Origin of the sequence: Mitsuaria sp. BK037 (assembly GCF_014193045.1) — a bacterium.
GTDB lineage: Bacteria > Pseudomonadota > Gammaproteobacteria > Burkholderiales > Burkholderiaceae_C > Roseateles.
Window position 1 is genome coordinate 563,939 of the sequence record NZ_JACHYS010000002.1, and the last position, 17,918, is coordinate 581,856.

The window sequence follows — 17,918 nt, forward strand, 5'->3', positions numbered from 1 at the left end:
GGCTCGCCTACCTTCCGCCTACTTCCGCCTTCCGGTCGCCTTCAGCAGCAGCACGGTCACGAGCCCCGTCAGCACGACGATCAGCCCGACCACGACCCAGAAGCCGTGCTTGTGCTCCAGCAGCGGCAACCCGCCGACGTTCATGCCGAACAGGCCGCTGATCAGGTTGATCGGCAGGGCCAGCACGGTGACCATCGTCAGCACGTACAGCGTCTGGTTGTTCTCCTGGGCGACCCGCGCCGAGGTCTCGTCCTGCACCGCGCGGATGCGCTCCTGCAGCGCCTGGATGTCGCGCAGCACCAGCGCGAATTCCTCGCTCGCCTGCTGCAGCTGCTGCTTGTCCTGCTCGGCGACCCAGTCCGGCGGGTTGGACAGCATCCGCAGCAGCGCGCTCGGCTCCGGCGCGAGCAGCCGCTGCAGCCGCACCATCAGTCGACGCAGCGCCGCCACTTCGGATTCATGACCCGCATGCCGGCCGGCGAGCAGCGCATCCTCGATGTCGTCGACCCGCTCGGTGGCCTGGCGCACGATGCGCTGCAGCTCGTCGGCCTGGTCGCGCAGCAGGTGGTCGAGCAGCGCCACGCTCGACCGCGGCCGGTCGCCGCGTTTGATCGCCATGCGCAGCCGGTCCACCGAGCGCAGCGGCGCGCGGCGCACGCTCAGCACCAGGTGCTCGCTGGCCTGCATCCACAGCGTCGACACATCGCCCACGTCGAAGGCGAAATCGAAGGTCACGTCGTTGAGCACCGCGAACAGGTGCTCGCCGACGCGCTCGATGCGCGAAGAGCGCGAGCCCTGCTGCTGGGCCTCGTCGAAGCTCTCGGCCAGCGCCGCGTTGCGGCGCAGCCAGGGCAGCGCGCCCGCATGCGCGAGGTTCAGGTGCAGCCAGAGGAAACCGCCCTCGGGCTGCGCCAGCCGGGCCTGCGCCTGGGCCAGCGTCGGCAGCGCCTCGGTGGGGCGCTCGGGATGGATCCAGAAGCCGCAGATCAACCCGTGTTCATCGCCGCCGTACGGGGCCGCCAGTCCCAGCGGGGACGGCATCGTCTCATTCATCGCCATCGGCGGATGGTAGACGCGCGATCGCCTCGCCCATGCGGATCCGCTGGCCCGGCTGCAAGCTGGGCGACAGCTTCACGCCCGGCGGGAGGAACACGAGGATGGTCGAGCCCTGTTCGAACCAGCCCATCTCCTCGCCGCGGGCGTGATCGTGGCCGAGCTCGAAGCGGTGCGGGCCCGGATGGTCCGGCCGCAACGTCAGGTCCAGCGCATGCAGGCGCAGGCTGGCCACGAGGATGGCCGCCACCGGCACCAGCGCGATCGGCGTGCCGTCCGGCAGCGTGCACTCGATGGCCGCGCGCACGTTGCGGCAGAACAGCCGCTCGACGCGCTTGAGCGCGATCGGGTTGACGTTCCAGGTGTCGCCGGCGATGTGGGTGACGCGATGGATGCGCAGGTCGGCCGGCGCATGGAAGCGGTGGTACATCGCCGAGGTCAGCCGCAGCGTCAGGTAGGTGCCGTGGAGGTAGGGCGCGGCCCGGGTGGCGTCGCCGAAGAGATCGGCGATGCGGTAGTCCATGCCCTTGGCCTGCAGCGCCATGCCGCGCTCGACCGGCCCGTGCGCGCCGACGATCGCGTCGCAGGGGCTGACGATGGTGCCCGGCGCCGGATCGATCGGCCGGCGCCCCGGCTGGAGCCGCCGCGTGAAGACCTCGCGCAGCGAGCGGTAGCCGCGAACGGGCGCCTGCGCCTCGCTCAGGTCCAGGTCGGTGAACAGCCGCCACACCGCGACGCTCAGGCGCGTCAGCGCCGGCGACTCGATCCGGCTGTACCAGCCCATGAAGCGCGTCAGCGCCAGGCGCGGCACGCGGTTGGTCAGGAGGAAATTGAGGTCTTCCTGCTGGGTCAGACGGTCGATCCAGCGCGCCGATTTCATGGACATGTCAATTCCGTCGGATACATATCTCCGCAATTTGCCAATGCTGTGTGACAGCAGAACGAGGCTCCGGAGGTCCATGCCCATGTCCACGATGTTCTTCACCTTCGACCTGCTGCCGGTCGCCGCCGCCGCGGCCGGGCTCGTGGCCCTGTACTACGCGCCGACCGGCTGGCGCCGGCTGCAGCTCTCGCGGGCGAAGCACCCGTCGCTGGCGGGCCATTCGCGGATGGCCGTGCGGCTGGCACGGCTGATGCCGACGCGGCGCTTCGACGACCAGCGCTTCTTCAACGCCGACGACGCGCCGGACGCCATCGTGGCGACGCGACGCGCCAGCTTCACGGCGCTGTCGCGCACGCTCAAGACGCGCCATGCGCGCAGCATCGCTGCGACGCAGGCGATGAAGCCCTCGCTGCCGGACCTCCAGTTCACCAGCAACTACCGCGTGCCGCCGCCGTTCAGCCCGCTGGTGCAGCGCGAGCTGCCGCTCGGGCCGGTGATGGTCGCGAGCGACGGCCACTGGCTCACCGACCTCGACGGCGAACGCTTCATCGACCTGGCCGGCAGCTACGGGGTCAACCTCTTCGGCTACGCGTTCTACCAGCGCTGCATCGCAGAAGGCGCGCGGCGGGTGGAGGCGCTCGGCCCGGTGCTGGGCGTCTACCACCCGCTGGTCGAGGACAACGTGCGGCGCATCCTCGCGCATGCGCGCATGGACCAGCTGTCCTTCCACATGTCGGGCACCGAGGCCGTGATGCAGGCGGTGCGGCTGGCCCGCTATCACACGGGGAAGACGCACCTGGTGCGTTTCTGCGGCGCGTACCACGGCTGGTGGGACGAAGCCCAGCCCGGTCCCGGCAACCCGCTGCCGGCCGAGCGCACCTACACGCTGCGCGACATGCACGCGCGCAGCCTGCAGGTGCTGCGCACCCGGCGCGACATCGCCTGCGTGCTGGTGAATCCGCTGCAGGCGCTGCATCCGAACAAGCCGGCGCCGGGCGACGGCTCGCTGGTCGACAGCTCCCGCCGCGCGTCCTACGACAAGGCCGCCTACGCCGCCTGGCTGCGCGAGCTGCGCGAGGTCTGCACCGAGCGCGGCATCGCGCTGATCTTCGACGAGGTGTTCATGGGTTTCCGCCTCGGCGCGGGCGGCGCGCAGAGCTACTTCGGCGTGCAGGCCGACCTGGTCACCTACGGCAAGACGCTGGGCGGCGGGCTGCCGGTGGGCGTGGTCTGCGGCCGCGCGGCGTGGATGAAGCGCTACCGCGACGAGCGCCCGGCCGACATCTGCTTCGCCCGCGGCACCTTCAACACGCATCCGCATGTGATGGGCGCGATGTCGGTATTCCTGGACGCGCTCGAGGACCCCGAGCGCCTGCATCAGATCGACGCGCAGGAGACGCAGCAGGACGCGCGGCGCGAGCGGCTCAACGCGGCGCTCGAGGCCGAGCGGCTGCCGCTGCGCGCGGCCAACATGTCCTCGGTCTGGACGCTCTATTACACCGAGCCCTCGCGCTACAACTGGATGCTGCAGTACTTCCTGCGCGAGCAGGGCCTGGCGCTGAGCTGGGTGGGCACGGGGCGGATGATCTTCAGCCTGGACTTCAGCGACGCGGACTTCGACGAAGTCCAGCGCCGCATCCTGGCCGCCGCCCGCGCGATGCGCGACGGCGGCTGGTGGAGCAGCCCGGCGCTGCCGAGCAACCGGGCGATCAAGCGGCGCCTGCTGATGGAGACGCTGGGCCTGCGCGGCTGAGGCCCGCGCGCGCCACGTTCAGCGGGACGCCGCCGCTGCGGGGGAACGCAGGGCCATGCCCGGTGGCGACGGATGACCGCGCTCACGCGCTTCCCGGACGACCGCCTCGATCGCCTCGGCCACCACCTCGGGCTTGTCGCGCTGGATGTAATGCCCTGACCCCGCCACCGGCTGGATCTCCTTGCCGCCGACCAGCGGCAGCCAGTTCGGCTCCAGGCCATGCACCATGGACTCGAACCCGCTGGCCACCTCCATCGGCGAATACACCGTGCGCGTCAGCACCCGCACCGGCACATCCGGCCGCGGCTTCTGCCACAGCGTGTCGATGCAGTCCTGCTGCTGCAGGAATTCGGCCTGCATCATCCCGCGGAAGACCCGCCGGCTCATGCTGTCCAGCATGTTGGCCATCACCGGCACCTCCACCTGCATCTTGCGCAGGTGCAGCGGATGGGTCGCGTCGACCAGCACGATGCCGGCGACCTCGTCCGGATACAGCCTCGAGAACGCGTACTGGTAAAGCCCGCCGATCGAGTGGCCCACCAGCACATAGGGCGGCTTGATGCCGGCGCTCTGGAGCAGGCCATGCAGCTCGGTCGCGATGCCGCAGGGGTTGCGCGGCGTCGGCGGCGTGGCGGTGCTGTCGCCGTAGCCGGGGCGGTCGTAGGCGAAGACGCTGTAGTCGGCGCGCAGCGCGTTCAGCACCGCCGCCCAGGGATCGCGGCCGTCGCCCAGTCCCGATTGCAGGACGACCGTCGGCTCGCCATGGCCGACATGGGTGAACACGATCGGCCCCCCGGTGACGCGCTGGTTGCCGGTGTTGGGCATCGGGCTGGCGCAGCCGGCCAGCACGGCGGCGACCGTGACGACCCACGCCAATGACTTCGGCGCCCGAAGGCGCCGTTCAACTGCGGACATGCGGAACACTCCATCTGGCCGGCGGCCGCCTGTCCCCGCGTCGATCGCGATCCCGTCGCCCGGGATCGCGTCGCGCCATCCCGTCGGATCAGGCCGTCTGCTCGCCGTTGCCGGCATTGTGCCCATCGGCGCGCGGCCACAGCGCGGGATCGAGCCGCTCTCCGCGCAGCAATTGCAACGGGGCGCGGTGGTAGAGCTGGATGTCGTGGAAGGGGTCGGTGATGATCTTCGTCGCCCAGGCCAGACCGGTGCGCAAGTCGCGGATCACCGCCAGCTGCAGCACGCGGAACACCAGGCCGCCCACGCCCAGCCAGAACCAGAGCAGGCCCAGCTGGTGCAGGTAGTCGCCGAAGCCGGTGGCCGGCTCGAACAGGCCGAACAGGCCCGGCTGCAGCCACAGCGCGACCGGCGACAGCGCCCACAACCCCATCAGCACGACCTTGCGGCGCAGGTTGTAGCCGACCTTGATCTCTTCCTTGTGCTCGTGCGTCGCCTGGTTCACGTGGTCATAGCCCTTGGGCTCGAAGAAGAAGTGACCGGCCTGTCGGCTGGTCATCGAGACGCCCCAGGCCAGCAGCGCCGACCAGGCCGGATCGACCAGCAGCAGCCCGTAGGCGACCACGAAGCAGCAGGCGCTGAGCAGATGCAGCGACTGGTTGATGCGGCAGTGGTGGTAGTAGCGGTGGTCGTCCCAGCGCTGTTCATTCAGAAGTGCCAGAAAGTCCTTCATGCGGGCCTCGTCCGTGAGATGACCATGAGATGAGCCGTGGAGCGTGCCGTCACTCGATGGCAGTGCCGTGATGGCACGATGGCACGTCGATGACGGACGCGTGGCGACTGTGTCCATCGGGCGTGTCAGGCGCGTGACGATCGGCGCCGTCACAGAACTGTTGCGTTGGCCGCCCATCATCCGCGCCATGACGACCCCGCCGATCGAACTCGAAGTCGACGAACTTCCCACGCGCCAGCGGCATTTCCGCGTCGCGGTGGTGACGGAGACCTATCCGCCCGAGGTCAACGGCGTGGCGCGCAGCATCGCCTGCGTCGTCGGCGGGCTGCAGGCGCGCGATCACGCGGTGCAGCTGCTGCGGCCGCGTCAGGCGCCAGCGGGTGCGCCCGCGGCCGGCGAGTCGCCCGTCGACGAGATCCTCATGCGCGGTCTGGCCGTGCCGCGCTACCCGCACCTGCGCATGGGCGTGGTGTCCAAGCGCACCCTGGTCAACCTCTGGGCCAGCAAGCGGCCCGACGTCGTCCACATCGCCACCGAAGGCCCGATGGGCTGGTCGGCGCTGCAGGCCGCCCGCCATCTCAAACTGCCGGTGGTGTCGGAGTTCCGCACCAACTTCCATGCCTATGCCCAGCATTACGGCATCGGCTGGCTGCGGCGGCCGCTGCTGGCCTATCTCCGGAAATTCCACAACCGCTGCCACGCGACGATGGTGCCGAACGCGGCGCTCGCGGGCGAACTCATGGCGCAGGGATTCCGGCACGTGAGCGTCATCGCCCGCGGCGTCGACACCCACCTCTTCCATCCCTCGCGCCGCAGCGAAGCGCTGCGGGAGCACTGGGGCGCAGCGCCTGGCGACCCGGTCCTGCTCCACGTCGGCCGGCTGGCCGCCGAGAAGAACCTCCAGCTCCTGGTCGACCTCTGGCCCACCATCCGCCAGCGCCATCCGCGCGCCCGGCTCGTGCTCGTCGGCGATGGGCCCGCGCGCGCCGACTTCGAATACGCGCTGCCACCCTCCTCCAACGTCGTGTTCGCCGGCATGCAGCACGGGGAACAACTCGCCGCCTGCTACGCCAGCGGCGACCTCTTCGCCTTCCCCAGCATCACCGAAACCTACGGCAACGTCACGCCCGAAGCACTCGCCAGCGGCTTGCCCGTCATGGCCTACCAGTACGCCGCGGCAGCCCTGCTCGTGCGCGACGGCGTGAACGGCGGACTCGCGCCGTTCAATGAACCAGCGGCATTCCAGGCTCGGACGCTGGCACTGCTCGAGGACCTGCCTCGCCTGCGTGCAATGCGCATCGCTGCACGAGCGAGCGCGGAATCCCTCGACTGGGAAGGCATCGTGCAAGGGATCGAACAGGTCTACGCCTCCGCCATCGACGGCACCTCGGTCGCGCTGCGGGCAGGGTCGCAGCTGTCGGGGATCGAGGCTAGGGCCCATTGACGGCAGCGGACAAGCGCAGGTGAAGGAAGCCCGGGGCCGGCAGCGGCGCCCGCTTTCGGCACTCAACTCCCGCCGCTCACCTTCGGCTCGCTTTGGTCAGACAGAACGTGCCTGGTCAGTTTGGGAAGCGGGCACCGCTGCCGGCCCCGGGCTCCCTTCACCTCACACCAGAGAGCGGTTCGAAGAGGTCGGCGCCACACCATCACGGACGCGACGGCGGATCATCAGGATCAGCACGCAGGCGAAGACGAAAGCGCCCAGCGCGCTCATCAACCAGACCAGCGGAACTCCCATCGCCTGCAGCGCGGTGTAGCAACCCAGCATCAGCAGGATGCTCAGGTTCTCGTTGAAGCCCTGCACCGCAATCGAACGGCCAGCGCTCAGGATCTGCACGCCACGGTGCTGCAGCAAGGCATTCATCGGGACCACCATCGCACCACCCACCGCACCCACCAGCACCATCGCCGGCAGCGCCCAGCCCAGCGACGTCACCCACGGCGTGCCCAGCATCAAACCACCCAGCATCAGACCCAGCGGCATCACCCGCAACGAGTGCTGCAGCGCAATCCATCGGCCCGCCAGGCCCGCGCCCACCACAACCCCAATCGCCACCGTGGCCTGCAGGTACGCGCCCTGGTTCAAACGCAGACCCAGCACGTCCTGCGCCCATTGCAGGACCGCCAGCTGCAAGGTCGCACCCGCACCCCAGAACAGCGTCGTCATCGATAGCGACAAGCGACCACCCAGCCGGTCGCGCCACAGGGCGCGGTTGGAGATCCGGAAATCACGCACGATGTCCAGTGCGCGGCGTGGCGGCCGGGGATAGACGATGCCGCTCTCGGGCACGCGCAGCTGCAGCAGCGCCGCCAGCGCATACACACCCAGCAGCGCGTACAACGACGCGATCAGCGGACGCGTCACGCCCCATCCCCCCATCGCCGCCATCCACCACGGACTGACCAGCAGGCCGCCGACCAGCGTGCCCAGCAGCACCGAGCACACCACCGACACCTCGATCCACCCGTTGGCCGCCACCAGGCGCGTCGGCGGAACGATCTCCGTGATGAGGCCGTACTTGGCCGGCGCGTAGCAGGCCGCGGCCGTGCCGACGATGCCGAACGCCAGCAGCGGATCCAGGCCCAGCGCCATCGCGCCGACCCCCAGCGCCTTCAGCCCATTCATCCAGCTCATCAGCGCCACCTTGGGCCAGGCATCGGCGATCAATCCCACCACCGGCGCCAGCCCGACGTAGGCGAGCGTGAAGCACAGCTTCAGCAGCGGCGCCCACCAGGCCGGCTGTCCCATCTCGCGCAGCAGCGCGATGCCGACGATGAGGAGCGCGTTGTCGGCGAGCGCGGAAAGGAACTGCGCGGCAATGAGGGTGTGGAATCGTGGGGGCATGTGGGGTGGCCAGTGCGCGGCGAGTATGCGAAGGCGCCGTGACCGACCGTTGACACGCGATTGACATCGCCGCGACAGCCTGCGGACAACCCCCGCGGCGCGTCCGCATCCGCCGGGTCGCCACCCGGAACGAATTGACACGCCCGCCGCGCGGACCCGTCCGGCACCCCCTCCACGATCAGCGACAATCCCGCCGCTATGTTTGCCCTGTTCGAAGACGCCGGAAAATTCCTCGCCGGCCGCATCCTGTCCGAAGCCGAATCCTCGATGCAGATCGAGCTCGATTCGGGCAAGCGCGTCAAAGTGAAGACCGCCCATGTGCTGCTCAAGTTCGACAAGCCCGCGCCGGCCGAGCTGATCGCGGAGGGCCAGCGCCTGGCCGCCGAGATCGACCTCGACCTGGCCTGGGAGTTCGCGCCCGAGGGCGAATTCGGCTTCGCCGACCTGGCCCGCGACTACTTCGACGAGAAAGCGACGCTCGGCCAGCAGACCGGCGCGCTGTTCCGCCTGTTCGAGGCGCCGCACTATTTCCGCCGGATGGGCAAGGGCCTGTTCAAGAAGGCGCCGGCCGAGATCGTCAAGGCCGCGTTGCTGGGCATCGAACGCAAGAAGCAGGTCGCGGCGCAGATCGAGCAGTGGGCCGACGAGCTCGCCGCGGGCCAATGCCCGGCGCCGATCGGCGACCAGATCTACAAGATCCTCTTCCGCCCGGACAAGAACGGCCCGGAGTACAAGGCCGTCGTCGAGGCCGCCAGGCGCAGCCACAAGGCGCCGCTGGACCTGCTCAAGGACGCCGGCGCGATCGCCAGCCCCTACCAGTTCCACTGGAAGCGCTTCCTCTTCGAGCACTTCCCCAAAGGCACCAGCTTCCCCGCGCTGTCCGCGCCGCAGATCAAGGACGAGCTGCCGCTGGCCGGCGTGCGCGCGTTCTCGATCGACGACTCCGCCACCACCGAGATCGACGACGCGCTGTCCGTCCAGGGCCTGGGCACCGGCACGGTGGTCTTCGGCGTGCACATCGCCGCGCCGGGCCTGGCGATCCAGCCGGACTCGCCGGTGGACAAGGTCGCCCGCGAGCGTTTCTCCACCGTCTACATGCCGGGCTGGAAGCTCACCATGCTGCCCGACGACGTGGTCCAGGCCTACACGCTGATCGAAGGCCGCGACTGCCCCGCCGTCAGCATCTACCTGACGATGGACGAGGCGACGCTGGAGATCACCGCCCGCGAGACCCGGCTCGAGCGCGTGCCCATCGCCGCCAACCTGCGCCACGACAAGCTGGACCACGTCATCACCGACGCCACGCTGACCGGCGCGGCGCCGGCCGACTACGACTTCGCGCCGGAACTGGCCTTCGCCTACCGCCTGGCCAAGGACCTCAAGGCCAAGCGCGAGGTGGTGCGCGGCAAGCCCGAGACCTTCAACCGGCCCGACTACAACTTCCGCCTGGAGGGCAACGGCGAGCACGAACCGGTGGGCGCCGAGCAGGTCAGCATCTCGGTGCGCCAGCGCGGCACTGCGCTGGACCTGATCGTGGCCGAGGCCATGATCCTGGCCAACTCCAGCTGGGGCGGCATCCTCGCCGACTGCGGCGTGCCCGGCATCTACCGCAGCCAGGCCAGCCTGGCGCCGGGCATGAAGGTCCGCATGGGCACCAAGCCCGCGCCGCACGCCGGCATGGGCGTGGCGCAGTACACCTGGGCGACGTCGCCGCTGCGCCGTTATGTCGACCTCGTGAACCAGTGGCAGATCATCGCCTGCGCCCGTCACGGCAAGACCGCCGCGCTGGCGGCGCCGTTCAAGCCCAAGGACGCGGCGCTGTTCTCGATCATCTCGGGCTTCGACGCCGCCTACAGCGCCTACAACGGCTTCCAGTCCGGCATCGAGCGCTACTGGACGCTGCGCTATCTGCAGCAGCAGGGCATCACCGAGCTGACCGCCGCGGTCCTCAAGGACGGCCTGGTCCGCGCCGACGAGCTGCCGCTGGTGTTCCGCGCGCTGGGCTGCGAATCGCTGCCGCGCAACAGCCACGTCAAGGTCCGCATCACCGGCCTGGACGAGCTGACGCTGGAGGTGCACGCCAACCTGGTCGAGCGCCTGGATGCCGAGGCCGCCCCGTCCGGCGACGCGGAAGCCGAGGAGGACGAGGAGCCCAGCGGCGTGCTGACGCTGGCGATCGACGTCAACGACGAAGGCGCGGATGGCGCCGACACGACCAAGGGCACGGACGGCGCGGCGACGCCCGCCCCCGCCGCCTCCTGATCCGCTTCCGCATGTTCACGATGCCCAAGCTCAGCCTCCTGCAGTACGCGCTGATCGTCTCGGCCGGGGTGCACCTGGGCCTGGGGACGCTCAAGTTCGTCGCGCCCGACCAGTTCGACCGCCTGTTCCAGGACACGCCGCTGGAGGTGGTGCTGGTCAACGCCCGCGGCCAGGAGGCGCCGGTCAAGGCGCAGGCGCTGGCACAGGCCAACCTGGCCGGCGGCGGCGAGATGGCGGCGGACCTGCGCGCCACGTCGCCGCTGCCGCCCTCGCCCAAGGCCGAGACCGGCGACAGCACCGAGGTCCAGCACAGCCAGATCCAGCAGCTGCAGGTGGCCCAGGAACAGCTGCTCACCCGGGTGCGACGCGAGCTTGCGCTGCTGCCGCCGCCCGACCCGCAGCGCGACAAGGGCACGCCCGAGGCGCGCGAGCAGGCCGAGCGCCGCCGCCAGCTGGTGCACCTGCTCGCCGAGATCGAGAAGCGCGTCAACGAGGAGAACGCGCGGCCGAAGAAGCGCTACGTCAGCCCGGCCACGCGCGAGGTCGTCTACGCCCAGTACTACGACCAGCTGCGCCGCCGCATCGAGAGCCGCGGCACCCGCGACTTCCCGACCTACCAGGGCCGCAAGCTCTACGGCGAACTGACGATGAACATCCATGTGGACGCCCGCGGCCGCGTGGTGGAGACCGACATCGTGCAGAGCTCCGGCAACGCGGTGCTGGACCGTCGGGCGGTGGCCATCGTCCGGGCCAGCGCGCCGTTCGGCAACTTCACGACGCAGATGCGCCAAGGCGCGGAACTGCTGGTGATCACCTCGCGCTTCCGCTTCACCCGCGACGAGAACCTGGAAACGACCCTCAGCGGGCAGCCGTCCTGACGGCGCCCGCCGCGGCCGGACCGCGCGGCCGCGTCCCTTCTTATATAGACGTCATGAGCGCTGATCCGACTTCCGCCGCCGCGACCGCCACGACTGCCACCACCGCCGGGCCGGACCGATACGCCGTCGCTGGCAATCCGGTGGCGCACAGCCGTTCGCCGGAGATCCACGCCGCCTTCGCCGCGCAGACCGGCCAGTCGCTGGTCTACGAGCGCCTGCTCTGCCCGCTCGACGGGTTCGAGGCCGCGATCCGCGACTTCGTCGCCAGCGGCGCGCGCGGCTGCAACGTGACGGTGCCCTTCAAGTTCGACGCCTTCCGGCTCGCGGCCCGCCGCACGCCGCGCGCCGCGCTCGCCGGCGCGGTCAACACGCTGCGCTTCGACACCGAGGGCGGCTGGCTCGGCGACAACACGGACGGCGCCGGCCTGGTGGCCGACATCGAGCGCAACGCCGCGCGCCCGCTGCGCGGCCAGCGCGTGCTGCTGATCGGCGCGGGCGGGGCTTCCGCCGGCGTGCTCGGCAGCCTGATCGGCGGCCGGCCCGCGGAGATCCGCATCGTCAACCGCAGCGCCGACAAGGCGCTGGCGCTCGCGGCCAGCCACCGCGCCTGGGCCGACGACCACGGCGTGCGCCTGAGCGCGGGCGGGCTCGACGCCCCCGCACCGGACGGCCGGCACGACGTGCTGATCAACGGCACCAGCGCCTCGCTCAGCGGGGCGGGCCTGCCCTTGCCGGATCCCGGCGCACCGGTGCTGGCCGTCGGCGGCCTGGCCGTCGACATGATGTATGGCGCTTCCGCCGCCCCCTTCCTGGACTGGGCTGCCGGCCAGGCGGGCGCTGGCGGCGCGAGCCGCGATGGCCTGGGCATGCTGGTCGAGCAGGCGGCCGAGGCCTTCCTCCTCTGGCGCGGCGTGCGCCCGGACAGCGCGGCGGTGCTGGCCGAGCTGCGCCGTCGACTCGCCGCCCCTTGAGACCCACCCGATCGAGGATCCATTGAGGACCGCTCCATGAAACAGTTCTGGCGATTCGCCGGCATGCTGCTCGTCAGCGTCCTGTGCCTGCAGCTGTTCTTCGCCGCCCGCATTGCGCTGATGGCGGTGGTGTCGCCGCAGTCGACGACCTTCCAGCGTTCCGAAGCGCTGCGCCTGCTGCGCGAGAAGCACCAGATCCTCTGGGCCCAGCAATGGGTCGACGGCTCCCTGATCAGCAAGCACCTCAAGCGGGCCGTGATCGCCAGCGAGGACGCCGGCTTCAACGAGCACGGCGGCGTGGACTGGGACGCGCTCGAAAAGGCCTGGGACAAGAACCAGCGCGCGCAGGAACTGGCCGACCAGCGCGCCGCCCGCCTGGCCAAGACGAATCCGAACAAGCCGGCGCCGGTCCCCAAGGTCATCGGCGGCTCGACGATCTCGCAGCAGTTGGCCAAGAACCTGTTCCTGAACTCGGAGCGCAACTTGCTGCGCAAGGGCCAGGAACTTGTGCTGACGCTGATGCTGGAAGCGCTGCTCGACAAGCAGCGCATTCTGGAGATCTACCTGAACAACGTCGAGTGGGGCGAGGGCGTGTTCGGCGCCCAGGCCGCCGCCCGTCACTACTACCGCGTCGACGCCGCCCGGCTGGGCCCCAACCAGGCGGCGCGCCTGGCGGTGATGCTGCCGGCGCCGAAGCGGTTCGAGAAACGCCCAGGTTCGCCGTATGTGATCGGGCGGGCTGGCACCATCGAGGCCCGGATGGGCGCGGTCGACATCCCCTGACGCTTGGGCCAGGGATCGCCCGCCCAGGGCCGAGCCGCCGAAAGGGCGCCATGACACCCGAATTGACGACCGAGATCGCCGCCGCCGCCGCCCGCCTGGTGGTGGAGGAAGGCCTGGAATACGGCCCCGCCAAGTCGCGCGCGCTGAAGGTGCTCGGCCTGCCGCCGCGCACCGCGCTGCCCAGCAACGATGAACTGGAAGACCAGGTACGCGAGTATCTGGACATCTTCTGCGCCGACACGCAGCCGGCCGAGCTGCTGGCCCTGCGCGAACTGGCCGCCACCTGGATGGAGCGGCTGGCCGAGTTCCGCCCCCACCTGAGCGGCGCCGTCTGGCGCGGCACCGCCACCCGGCTGTCCCACATCCATCTGCAGTTGTATTGCGATGACAGCAAATCGGCGGAGATCGCGCTGCTGAACCAGGGCGTGGACTATGACGTCGGCCAATCCCGCAATGCCAAGGGCGAAACCGTCGACCAGCTCGTCCTGGATGTGCCTTGCCGCGCGCTGAACGAGCGGGTGGCGATCGCGCTGACCATCCTGGATCACGACGACCTGCGCGGCGCGCTCAAGCCCGACGCGCGCGGCCGGACCGAACGCGGCGACCTCGCCGCGCTGCGCCAACTGCTGAACGGGAAGGAAGATTGAATGCAACGACGCGCTGTTCTGGGGCTGGGCGCCGCTGGCGTGGTGGCTGCCGGCGCGGGGGCCTACCTCGCGCTTCATCATGAAAGGCAGGCCGGCGGTGGGGGCGGCGCAGCGCCGTCGGGACCGCTCTCGGCGGAAGCCGCGGCGTTCTGGAACGCCAGCTTCGACACGCTCGACCAGCAGACCTACCAGCCCGCCGCCCGCCTGCGTGGCAAGCCGCTGCTGCTGAACTTCTGGGCCACCTGGTGCGCGCCTTGCGTCAAGGAACTGCCGGAAATCAATCAGTTTCACGACGAGTTCGCCTCCAAAGGGTGGCAGGTGCTCGGTCTGGCCGTCGACGCGCCTACGCCCGTGCGGGGCTTCCTCGAGAAACTTCCGTTGAAGTTCCCGGTCGCCCTCGCCGGACTCACCGGCACCGATCTGTCCAAGACCCTGGGCAATGCCAAGGGAGGCCTGCCGTTTACCGTCGCCTTCAGCGCGCAAGGCGAGCCGATCTGGCGCAAGTTGGGAGCCACCCACCTGGAAGAACTGCGCGAGATGGCCCGCGCGATGAAGTCCTGACGCCTCGACCGAAGCCCCGTCAAGGCCTGCTCGGCCATAGCGGGCGGCCTGAAGCTGGTCAAGCCTTTTATTTTTGGCTTGCTGCCGGGATCTGAACCCAAAAGGCGTAAAGTCCACCCTTTTACGCTTCTAGTGTCTTCGCTCTAATTGGCGGGACCGGTCGCTGAATGCAAGTCCTGGTACTACACGGCCCCAACCTCAACCTGCTCGGCACCCGAGAGCCTGGGGTCTACGGCGCGACCACTTTGGCGGAGATCGACGCAGATCTTCGCCGGATCGCGCAGGAAGCCGGCGTAGCTCTGGAGAGCTATCAAAGCAACCACGAAGGTGGCCTGGTAGACCGCATTCAAGCAGCCGGACGCGACGGCACGCGCTTCATCATCATCAATCCGGCGGCCTACACCCACACCAGCGTCGCGATCCGCGATGCGCTGGCGGCGGTGGCGCTGCCGGTGATTGAAGTGCATCTGTCCAACATCCACAAGCGCGAACCGTTCCGTCACCACAGCTACGTGTCGCCGGTCGCGGAAGGCGTGATCTGCGGACTGGGTCCGGCCGGCTACCGGTTGGCGCTGCAGTTCGCGATCCAGCAATTGAGCCGGCCGGCCTCGTCCCCCTGAGCGCCGCGGTCCGCCTGCCGCCGGACCGGAAGACAACCCGAAGATCACAACCGATCCCCGTTGGAGAGTTCATATGGATTTGCGCAAGCTCAAGACCCTGATCGACCTCGTCTCCGAGTCGAACATCTCTGAACTTGAAATCACCGAGGCCGATGGCAAGGTGCGCATCGTCAAGTCCGATGGCCAGCCCGTCGTGGCGGCCATGCCCATGATGCAGGCGCCGCAGATGGTCGCCGCGCCGGCAGCGCAGGCCGCCGCACCGGTCGCCGCCGCCGCACCTGTGGCCGCGCCGGCCCCGGCCGCGGAAACCGGCCACATCGTCAAGTCGCCGATGGTCGGCACCTTCTACCGCGCCTCCAGCCCGAACGCCAAGCCGTTCGCCGAGGTCGGCCAGCAGGTCAAGGAAGGCGACCCGATCTGCATCATCGAGGCCATGAAGATCATGAACGAGATCGAAGCCGACAAGACCGGCACGATCACGAAGATCCTGATCGAGAACGGCCAGCCGGTGGAATTCGGCCAATCGCTGATCGTCATCGAGTAAGGCGGTCCGAGATGTTCAAGAAGATCCTCATCGCGAATCGCGGCGAGATCGCCTTGCGTATCCAGCGCGCTTGCCGCGAACTGGGCGTGAAGTCGGTCGTCGTGTATTCGGAAGCGGACCGCGACGCGAAGTACGTGAAGCTGGCCGACGAGGCCGTCTGCATCGGCCCCGCGCCGTCCGCGCAGAGCTACCTGTCGATGCCGGCCATCATCGCGACGGCGGAGGTCACCGACGCCGAGGCGATCCACCCCGGCTACGGCTTCCTGTCCGAGAACGCGGACTTCGCCGAGCGCGTCGAGCGCAGCGGCTTCACCTTCATCGGCCCGACCCCGGACAACATCCGGACCATGGGCGACAAGGTCTCGGCCAAGCAGGCCATGATCAAGGCCGGCGTGCCCTGCGTGCCCGGCTCCGAGGGCGCCCTGCCCGACGATCCCAAGGAGATCGTCCGCATCGCCCGCGCGATCGGCTATCCGGTGATCATCAAGGCCGCCGGCGGCGGTGGCGGCCGCGGCATGCGGGTGGTCCACACCGAGGCGGCGCTGGTCAACGCGGTGCAGATGACCAAGGCCGAGGCGGCCGCGGCCTTCGGCAATCCGCAGGTCTACATGGAGAAGTTCCTGGAGCATCCGCGCCACGTGGAGATCCAGGTGCTGGCCGACGGCCACAAGAACGCCGTCTGGCTGGGCGAGCGCGACTGCTCGATGCAGCGCCGCCACCAGAAGATCATCGAGGAAGCGCCAGCGCCCGGCATTCCGCGCCGCCTGATCGAGCGCGTCGGCGACCGCTGCGCCGCGGCCTGCAAGAAGATGGGTTACCGCGGCGCGGGCACCTTCGAGTTCCTGTACGAGAACGGCGAGTTCTACTTCATCGAGATGAACACCCGCGTGCAGGTCGAGCACCCGGTGACCGAACTGGTGACCGGCGTGGACATCGTGCAGATGCAGATCCGCATCGCCGCCGGCGAGAAGCTGCCCTTCACCCAGCGCAACATCACGATGCGCGGTCATTCGATCGAGTGCCGCATCAACGCCGAGGACCCGGTCAAGTTCATCCCGTCGCCGGGCCGCATCACGATGTGGCACCCGCCAGGCGGTCCCGGCGTGCGCGTGGACTCGCATGCGTACACCAACTACTTCGTGCCGCCGAACTACGACTCGATGATCGGCAAGATCATCGTCCACGGCGACACCCGCGAGCAGGCCCTGGCCCGCATGCGCATCGCGCTGTCGGAGACCGTCGTCGAAGGCATCCAGACCAACATCCCGCTGCACCGCGAGTTGATGGCTGACGCCAAGTTCATCGAAGGCGGCACCGACATCCACTACCTCGAGCAGTGGATGGCCGCCCACAAGCGCTGACCCGAAGGCGCTGCCCGATCAGCGCCGACCGCCGCTGAGCGACAATGCGCAGGCCCTCAAGCGTGGACGCTGGTCCGCCTTGAGGGCTTCTCCATTTCAGAAGTCCCCCGAAGTCCCGGAGCCGCCATGAGCGAAAACCACGGCGAAGACCACGCCAACGATCTCCTGCTGCACGAGCTCGTGCTGATCTGCCGCGAGGAGGATGTCGAGACCGTCAGCGACGCGCTGATGGAGATCGACTCGCTGGCCGTCTCCGTCGAGGACGCCGACGCCGACACGCCCGCGGAGCGCGCGCTGTTCGGCGAGCCCGGCATGCCCGCGCCGCGCGCGGGCTGGGAGCGCTCGGTGGTGAAGGCGCTGTTCGCCGAGGAAGCCGAGGCCACCGAGGCCGCGACGCTGATCCTGGCGCAGGACTGGGCCACCGACGTCCACGTGCAGGCGATCCAGACCGTCGCGCAGCAGGACTGGGTGCGGCTGACGCAATCGCAATTCGCGCCGGTGGAGATCACGCCGGAGTTCTGGATCGTCCCGTCCTGGCACGAGGCGCCGGCGCAGGCGCGGCAGGTCATGCGGCTCGACCCGGGCTTGGCATTCGGCACCGGCACCCATCCGACGACACGCATGTGCCTGCGCTGGATCGCGCGCCACGGCGCCGAGGCCGCCCACTGGGATCGCGTGCTCGACTACGGCTGCGGCTCCGGCATCCTGGCGATTGCGGCTGGCTTGTTCGGCGCGAAGTCCATCGACGCCGTCGACATCGACCCGGCCGCGCTGATCGCCTCGACGCACAACGCCAAGGACAACGGCGTGACGCTGAACGCCGCGATGCCCGATGCCGCGAACGGCGAGTACCCGGTGGTGCTGGCCAACATCCTGGCCACGCCGCTGAAGCTGCTGGCGCCGCTGCTGTGCAACCACCTGCGCCCGGGCGCGCACCTGGTGCTGGCCGGCATCCTCGAGCGCCAGGCCGATGAATTGAAGGCCGCTTACGCGCCGCACGTGGCCCTCGAGGTCGCCGACAGCGAGGACGGCTGGATCCTGATGACGGCGCGTCGCCCTGCCTGATCCATCGCTCGAAGGACCACTCGCCGCACGCACGCCAGCCCTCCCGA

At 69.5% G+C, this 17,918-nt stretch carries 17 protein-coding genes; 12 read left to right on the forward strand and 5 right to left on the reverse strand.

Annotated features, from left to right (window positions below; translation table 11 throughout):
• Positions 1–18: 18 nt before the first annotated feature.
• Together FHT37_RS14635 and asd are read right to left on the reverse strand one after the other, a co-directional pair.
• Positions 19–1,059 carry a transporter gene (locus FHT37_RS14635; protein WP_255489661.1) on the reverse strand — a complete coding sequence of 347 codons (1,041 nt, stop codon included), beginning with the start codon at positions 1,057–1,059 and terminating at the stop codon, positions 19–21.
• The gene (gene asd / locus FHT37_RS14640) at positions 1,046–1,939 is read right to left on the reverse strand and encodes an archaetidylserine decarboxylase (protein ID WP_183482457.1); all 894 of its coding nucleotides are present in this window, start codon (positions 1,937–1,939) and stop codon (positions 1,046–1,048) included. Before asd ends, FHT37_RS14635 begins: the two co-directional genes overlap by 14 nt.
• A gap of 79 nt (positions 1,940–2,018) precedes the next feature.
• On the opposite strand from asd, the gene FHT37_RS14645 reads away from it, so the two are divergent.
• Complete coding sequence (locus FHT37_RS14645; RefSeq protein WP_255489662.1) at positions 2,019–3,689, forward strand: aminotransferase class III-fold pyridoxal phosphate-dependent enzyme; 1,671 nt, start codon at positions 2,019–2,021, stop codon at positions 3,687–3,689.
• Between the two features lie 18 nt (positions 3,690–3,707).
• Here the strand turns inward: FHT37_RS14645 and FHT37_RS14650 are convergent, their stop codons facing one another.
• Complete coding sequence (locus FHT37_RS14650; RefSeq protein WP_147239835.1) at positions 3,708–4,604, reverse strand: alpha/beta fold hydrolase; 897 nt, start codon at positions 4,602–4,604, stop codon at positions 3,708–3,710.
• An 88-nt stretch (positions 4,605–4,692) separates the two neighbouring features.
• Entirely contained in the window at positions 4,693–5,334 is a 642-nt protein-coding gene (locus FHT37_RS14655) for a hypothetical protein (protein WP_091727019.1), read from the reverse strand.
• A 43-nt stretch (positions 5,335–5,377) separates the two neighbouring features.
• Here FHT37_RS14655 and FHT37_RS14660 point away from each other — a divergent pair, with 43 nt between their 5' ends.
• Entirely contained in the window at positions 5,378–6,778 is a 1,401-nt protein-coding gene (locus FHT37_RS14660) for a glycosyltransferase family 1 protein (RefSeq protein WP_310739745.1), read from the forward strand.
• 162 nt (positions 6,779–6,940) lie between these two features.
• On the opposite strand, the gene lplT is transcribed toward FHT37_RS14660, so the two are convergent.
• Positions 6,941–8,179: a lysophospholipid transporter LplT gene (lplT, locus tag FHT37_RS14665; protein ID WP_183482459.1), complete on the reverse strand. Its 1,239-nt coding sequence runs from the start codon at positions 8,177–8,179 to the stop codon at positions 6,941–6,943.
• 198 nt (positions 8,180–8,377) lie between these two features.
• Here lplT and FHT37_RS14670 point away from each other — a divergent pair, with 198 nt between their 5' ends.
• From FHT37_RS14670 to prmA, 10 genes are all read left to right on the forward strand, one after another.
• Positions 8,378–10,441 carry a ribonuclease catalytic domain-containing protein gene (locus FHT37_RS14670; RefSeq protein ID WP_183482461.1) on the forward strand — a complete coding sequence of 688 codons (2,064 nt, stop codon included), beginning with the start codon at positions 8,378–8,380 and terminating at the stop codon, positions 10,439–10,441.
• A gap of 20 nt (positions 10,442–10,461) precedes the next feature.
• Positions 10,462–11,319 (forward strand): TonB family protein, encoded by an 858-nt coding sequence (locus FHT37_RS14675; protein ID WP_091731498.1) that lies wholly within the window; start codon positions 10,462–10,464, stop codon positions 11,317–11,319.
• A gap of 53 nt (positions 11,320–11,372) precedes the next feature.
• Complete coding sequence (aroE, locus tag FHT37_RS14680) at positions 11,373–12,290, forward strand: shikimate dehydrogenase (protein WP_183482463.1); 918 nt, start codon at positions 11,373–11,375, stop codon at positions 12,288–12,290.
• Between the two features lie 36 nt (positions 12,291–12,326).
• Positions 12,327–13,073: a transglycosylase domain-containing protein gene (locus tag FHT37_RS14685; RefSeq protein WP_183482465.1), complete on the forward strand. Its 747-nt coding sequence runs from the start codon at positions 12,327–12,329 to the stop codon at positions 13,071–13,073.
• Positions 13,074–13,123: 50 nt separating this feature from the next.
• Positions 13,124–13,720 carry a hypothetical protein gene (locus tag FHT37_RS14690; RefSeq protein ID WP_091727039.1) on the forward strand — a complete coding sequence of 199 codons (597 nt, stop codon included), beginning with the start codon at positions 13,124–13,126 and terminating at the stop codon, positions 13,718–13,720.
• Complete coding sequence (locus FHT37_RS14695; protein ID WP_183482467.1) at positions 13,721–14,281, forward strand: TlpA disulfide reductase family protein; 561 nt, start codon at positions 13,721–13,723, stop codon at positions 14,279–14,281.
• A gap of 167 nt (positions 14,282–14,448) precedes the next feature.
• Positions 14,449–14,901 carry a type II 3-dehydroquinate dehydratase gene (gene aroQ / locus FHT37_RS14700; protein ID WP_091727046.1) on the forward strand — a complete coding sequence of 151 codons (453 nt, stop codon included), beginning with the start codon at positions 14,449–14,451 and terminating at the stop codon, positions 14,899–14,901.
• Positions 14,902–14,974: 73 nt separating this feature from the next.
• Positions 14,975–15,445 (forward strand): acetyl-CoA carboxylase biotin carboxyl carrier protein, encoded by a 471-nt coding sequence (gene accB, locus FHT37_RS14705; protein WP_183482469.1) that lies wholly within the window; start codon positions 14,975–14,977, stop codon positions 15,443–15,445.
• An 11-nt stretch (positions 15,446–15,456) separates the two neighbouring features.
• Complete coding sequence (gene accC / locus FHT37_RS14710; RefSeq protein WP_091727054.1) at positions 15,457–16,806, forward strand: acetyl-CoA carboxylase biotin carboxylase subunit; 1,350 nt, start codon at positions 15,457–15,459, stop codon at positions 16,804–16,806.
• Between the two features lie 168 nt (positions 16,807–16,974).
• Positions 16,975–17,871, forward strand: coding sequence for a 50S ribosomal protein L11 methyltransferase (prmA, locus tag FHT37_RS14715; RefSeq protein WP_091731503.1), 897 nt, complete (start codon positions 16,975–16,977; stop codon positions 17,869–17,871).
• Positions 17,872–17,918: the final 47 nt, after the last annotated feature.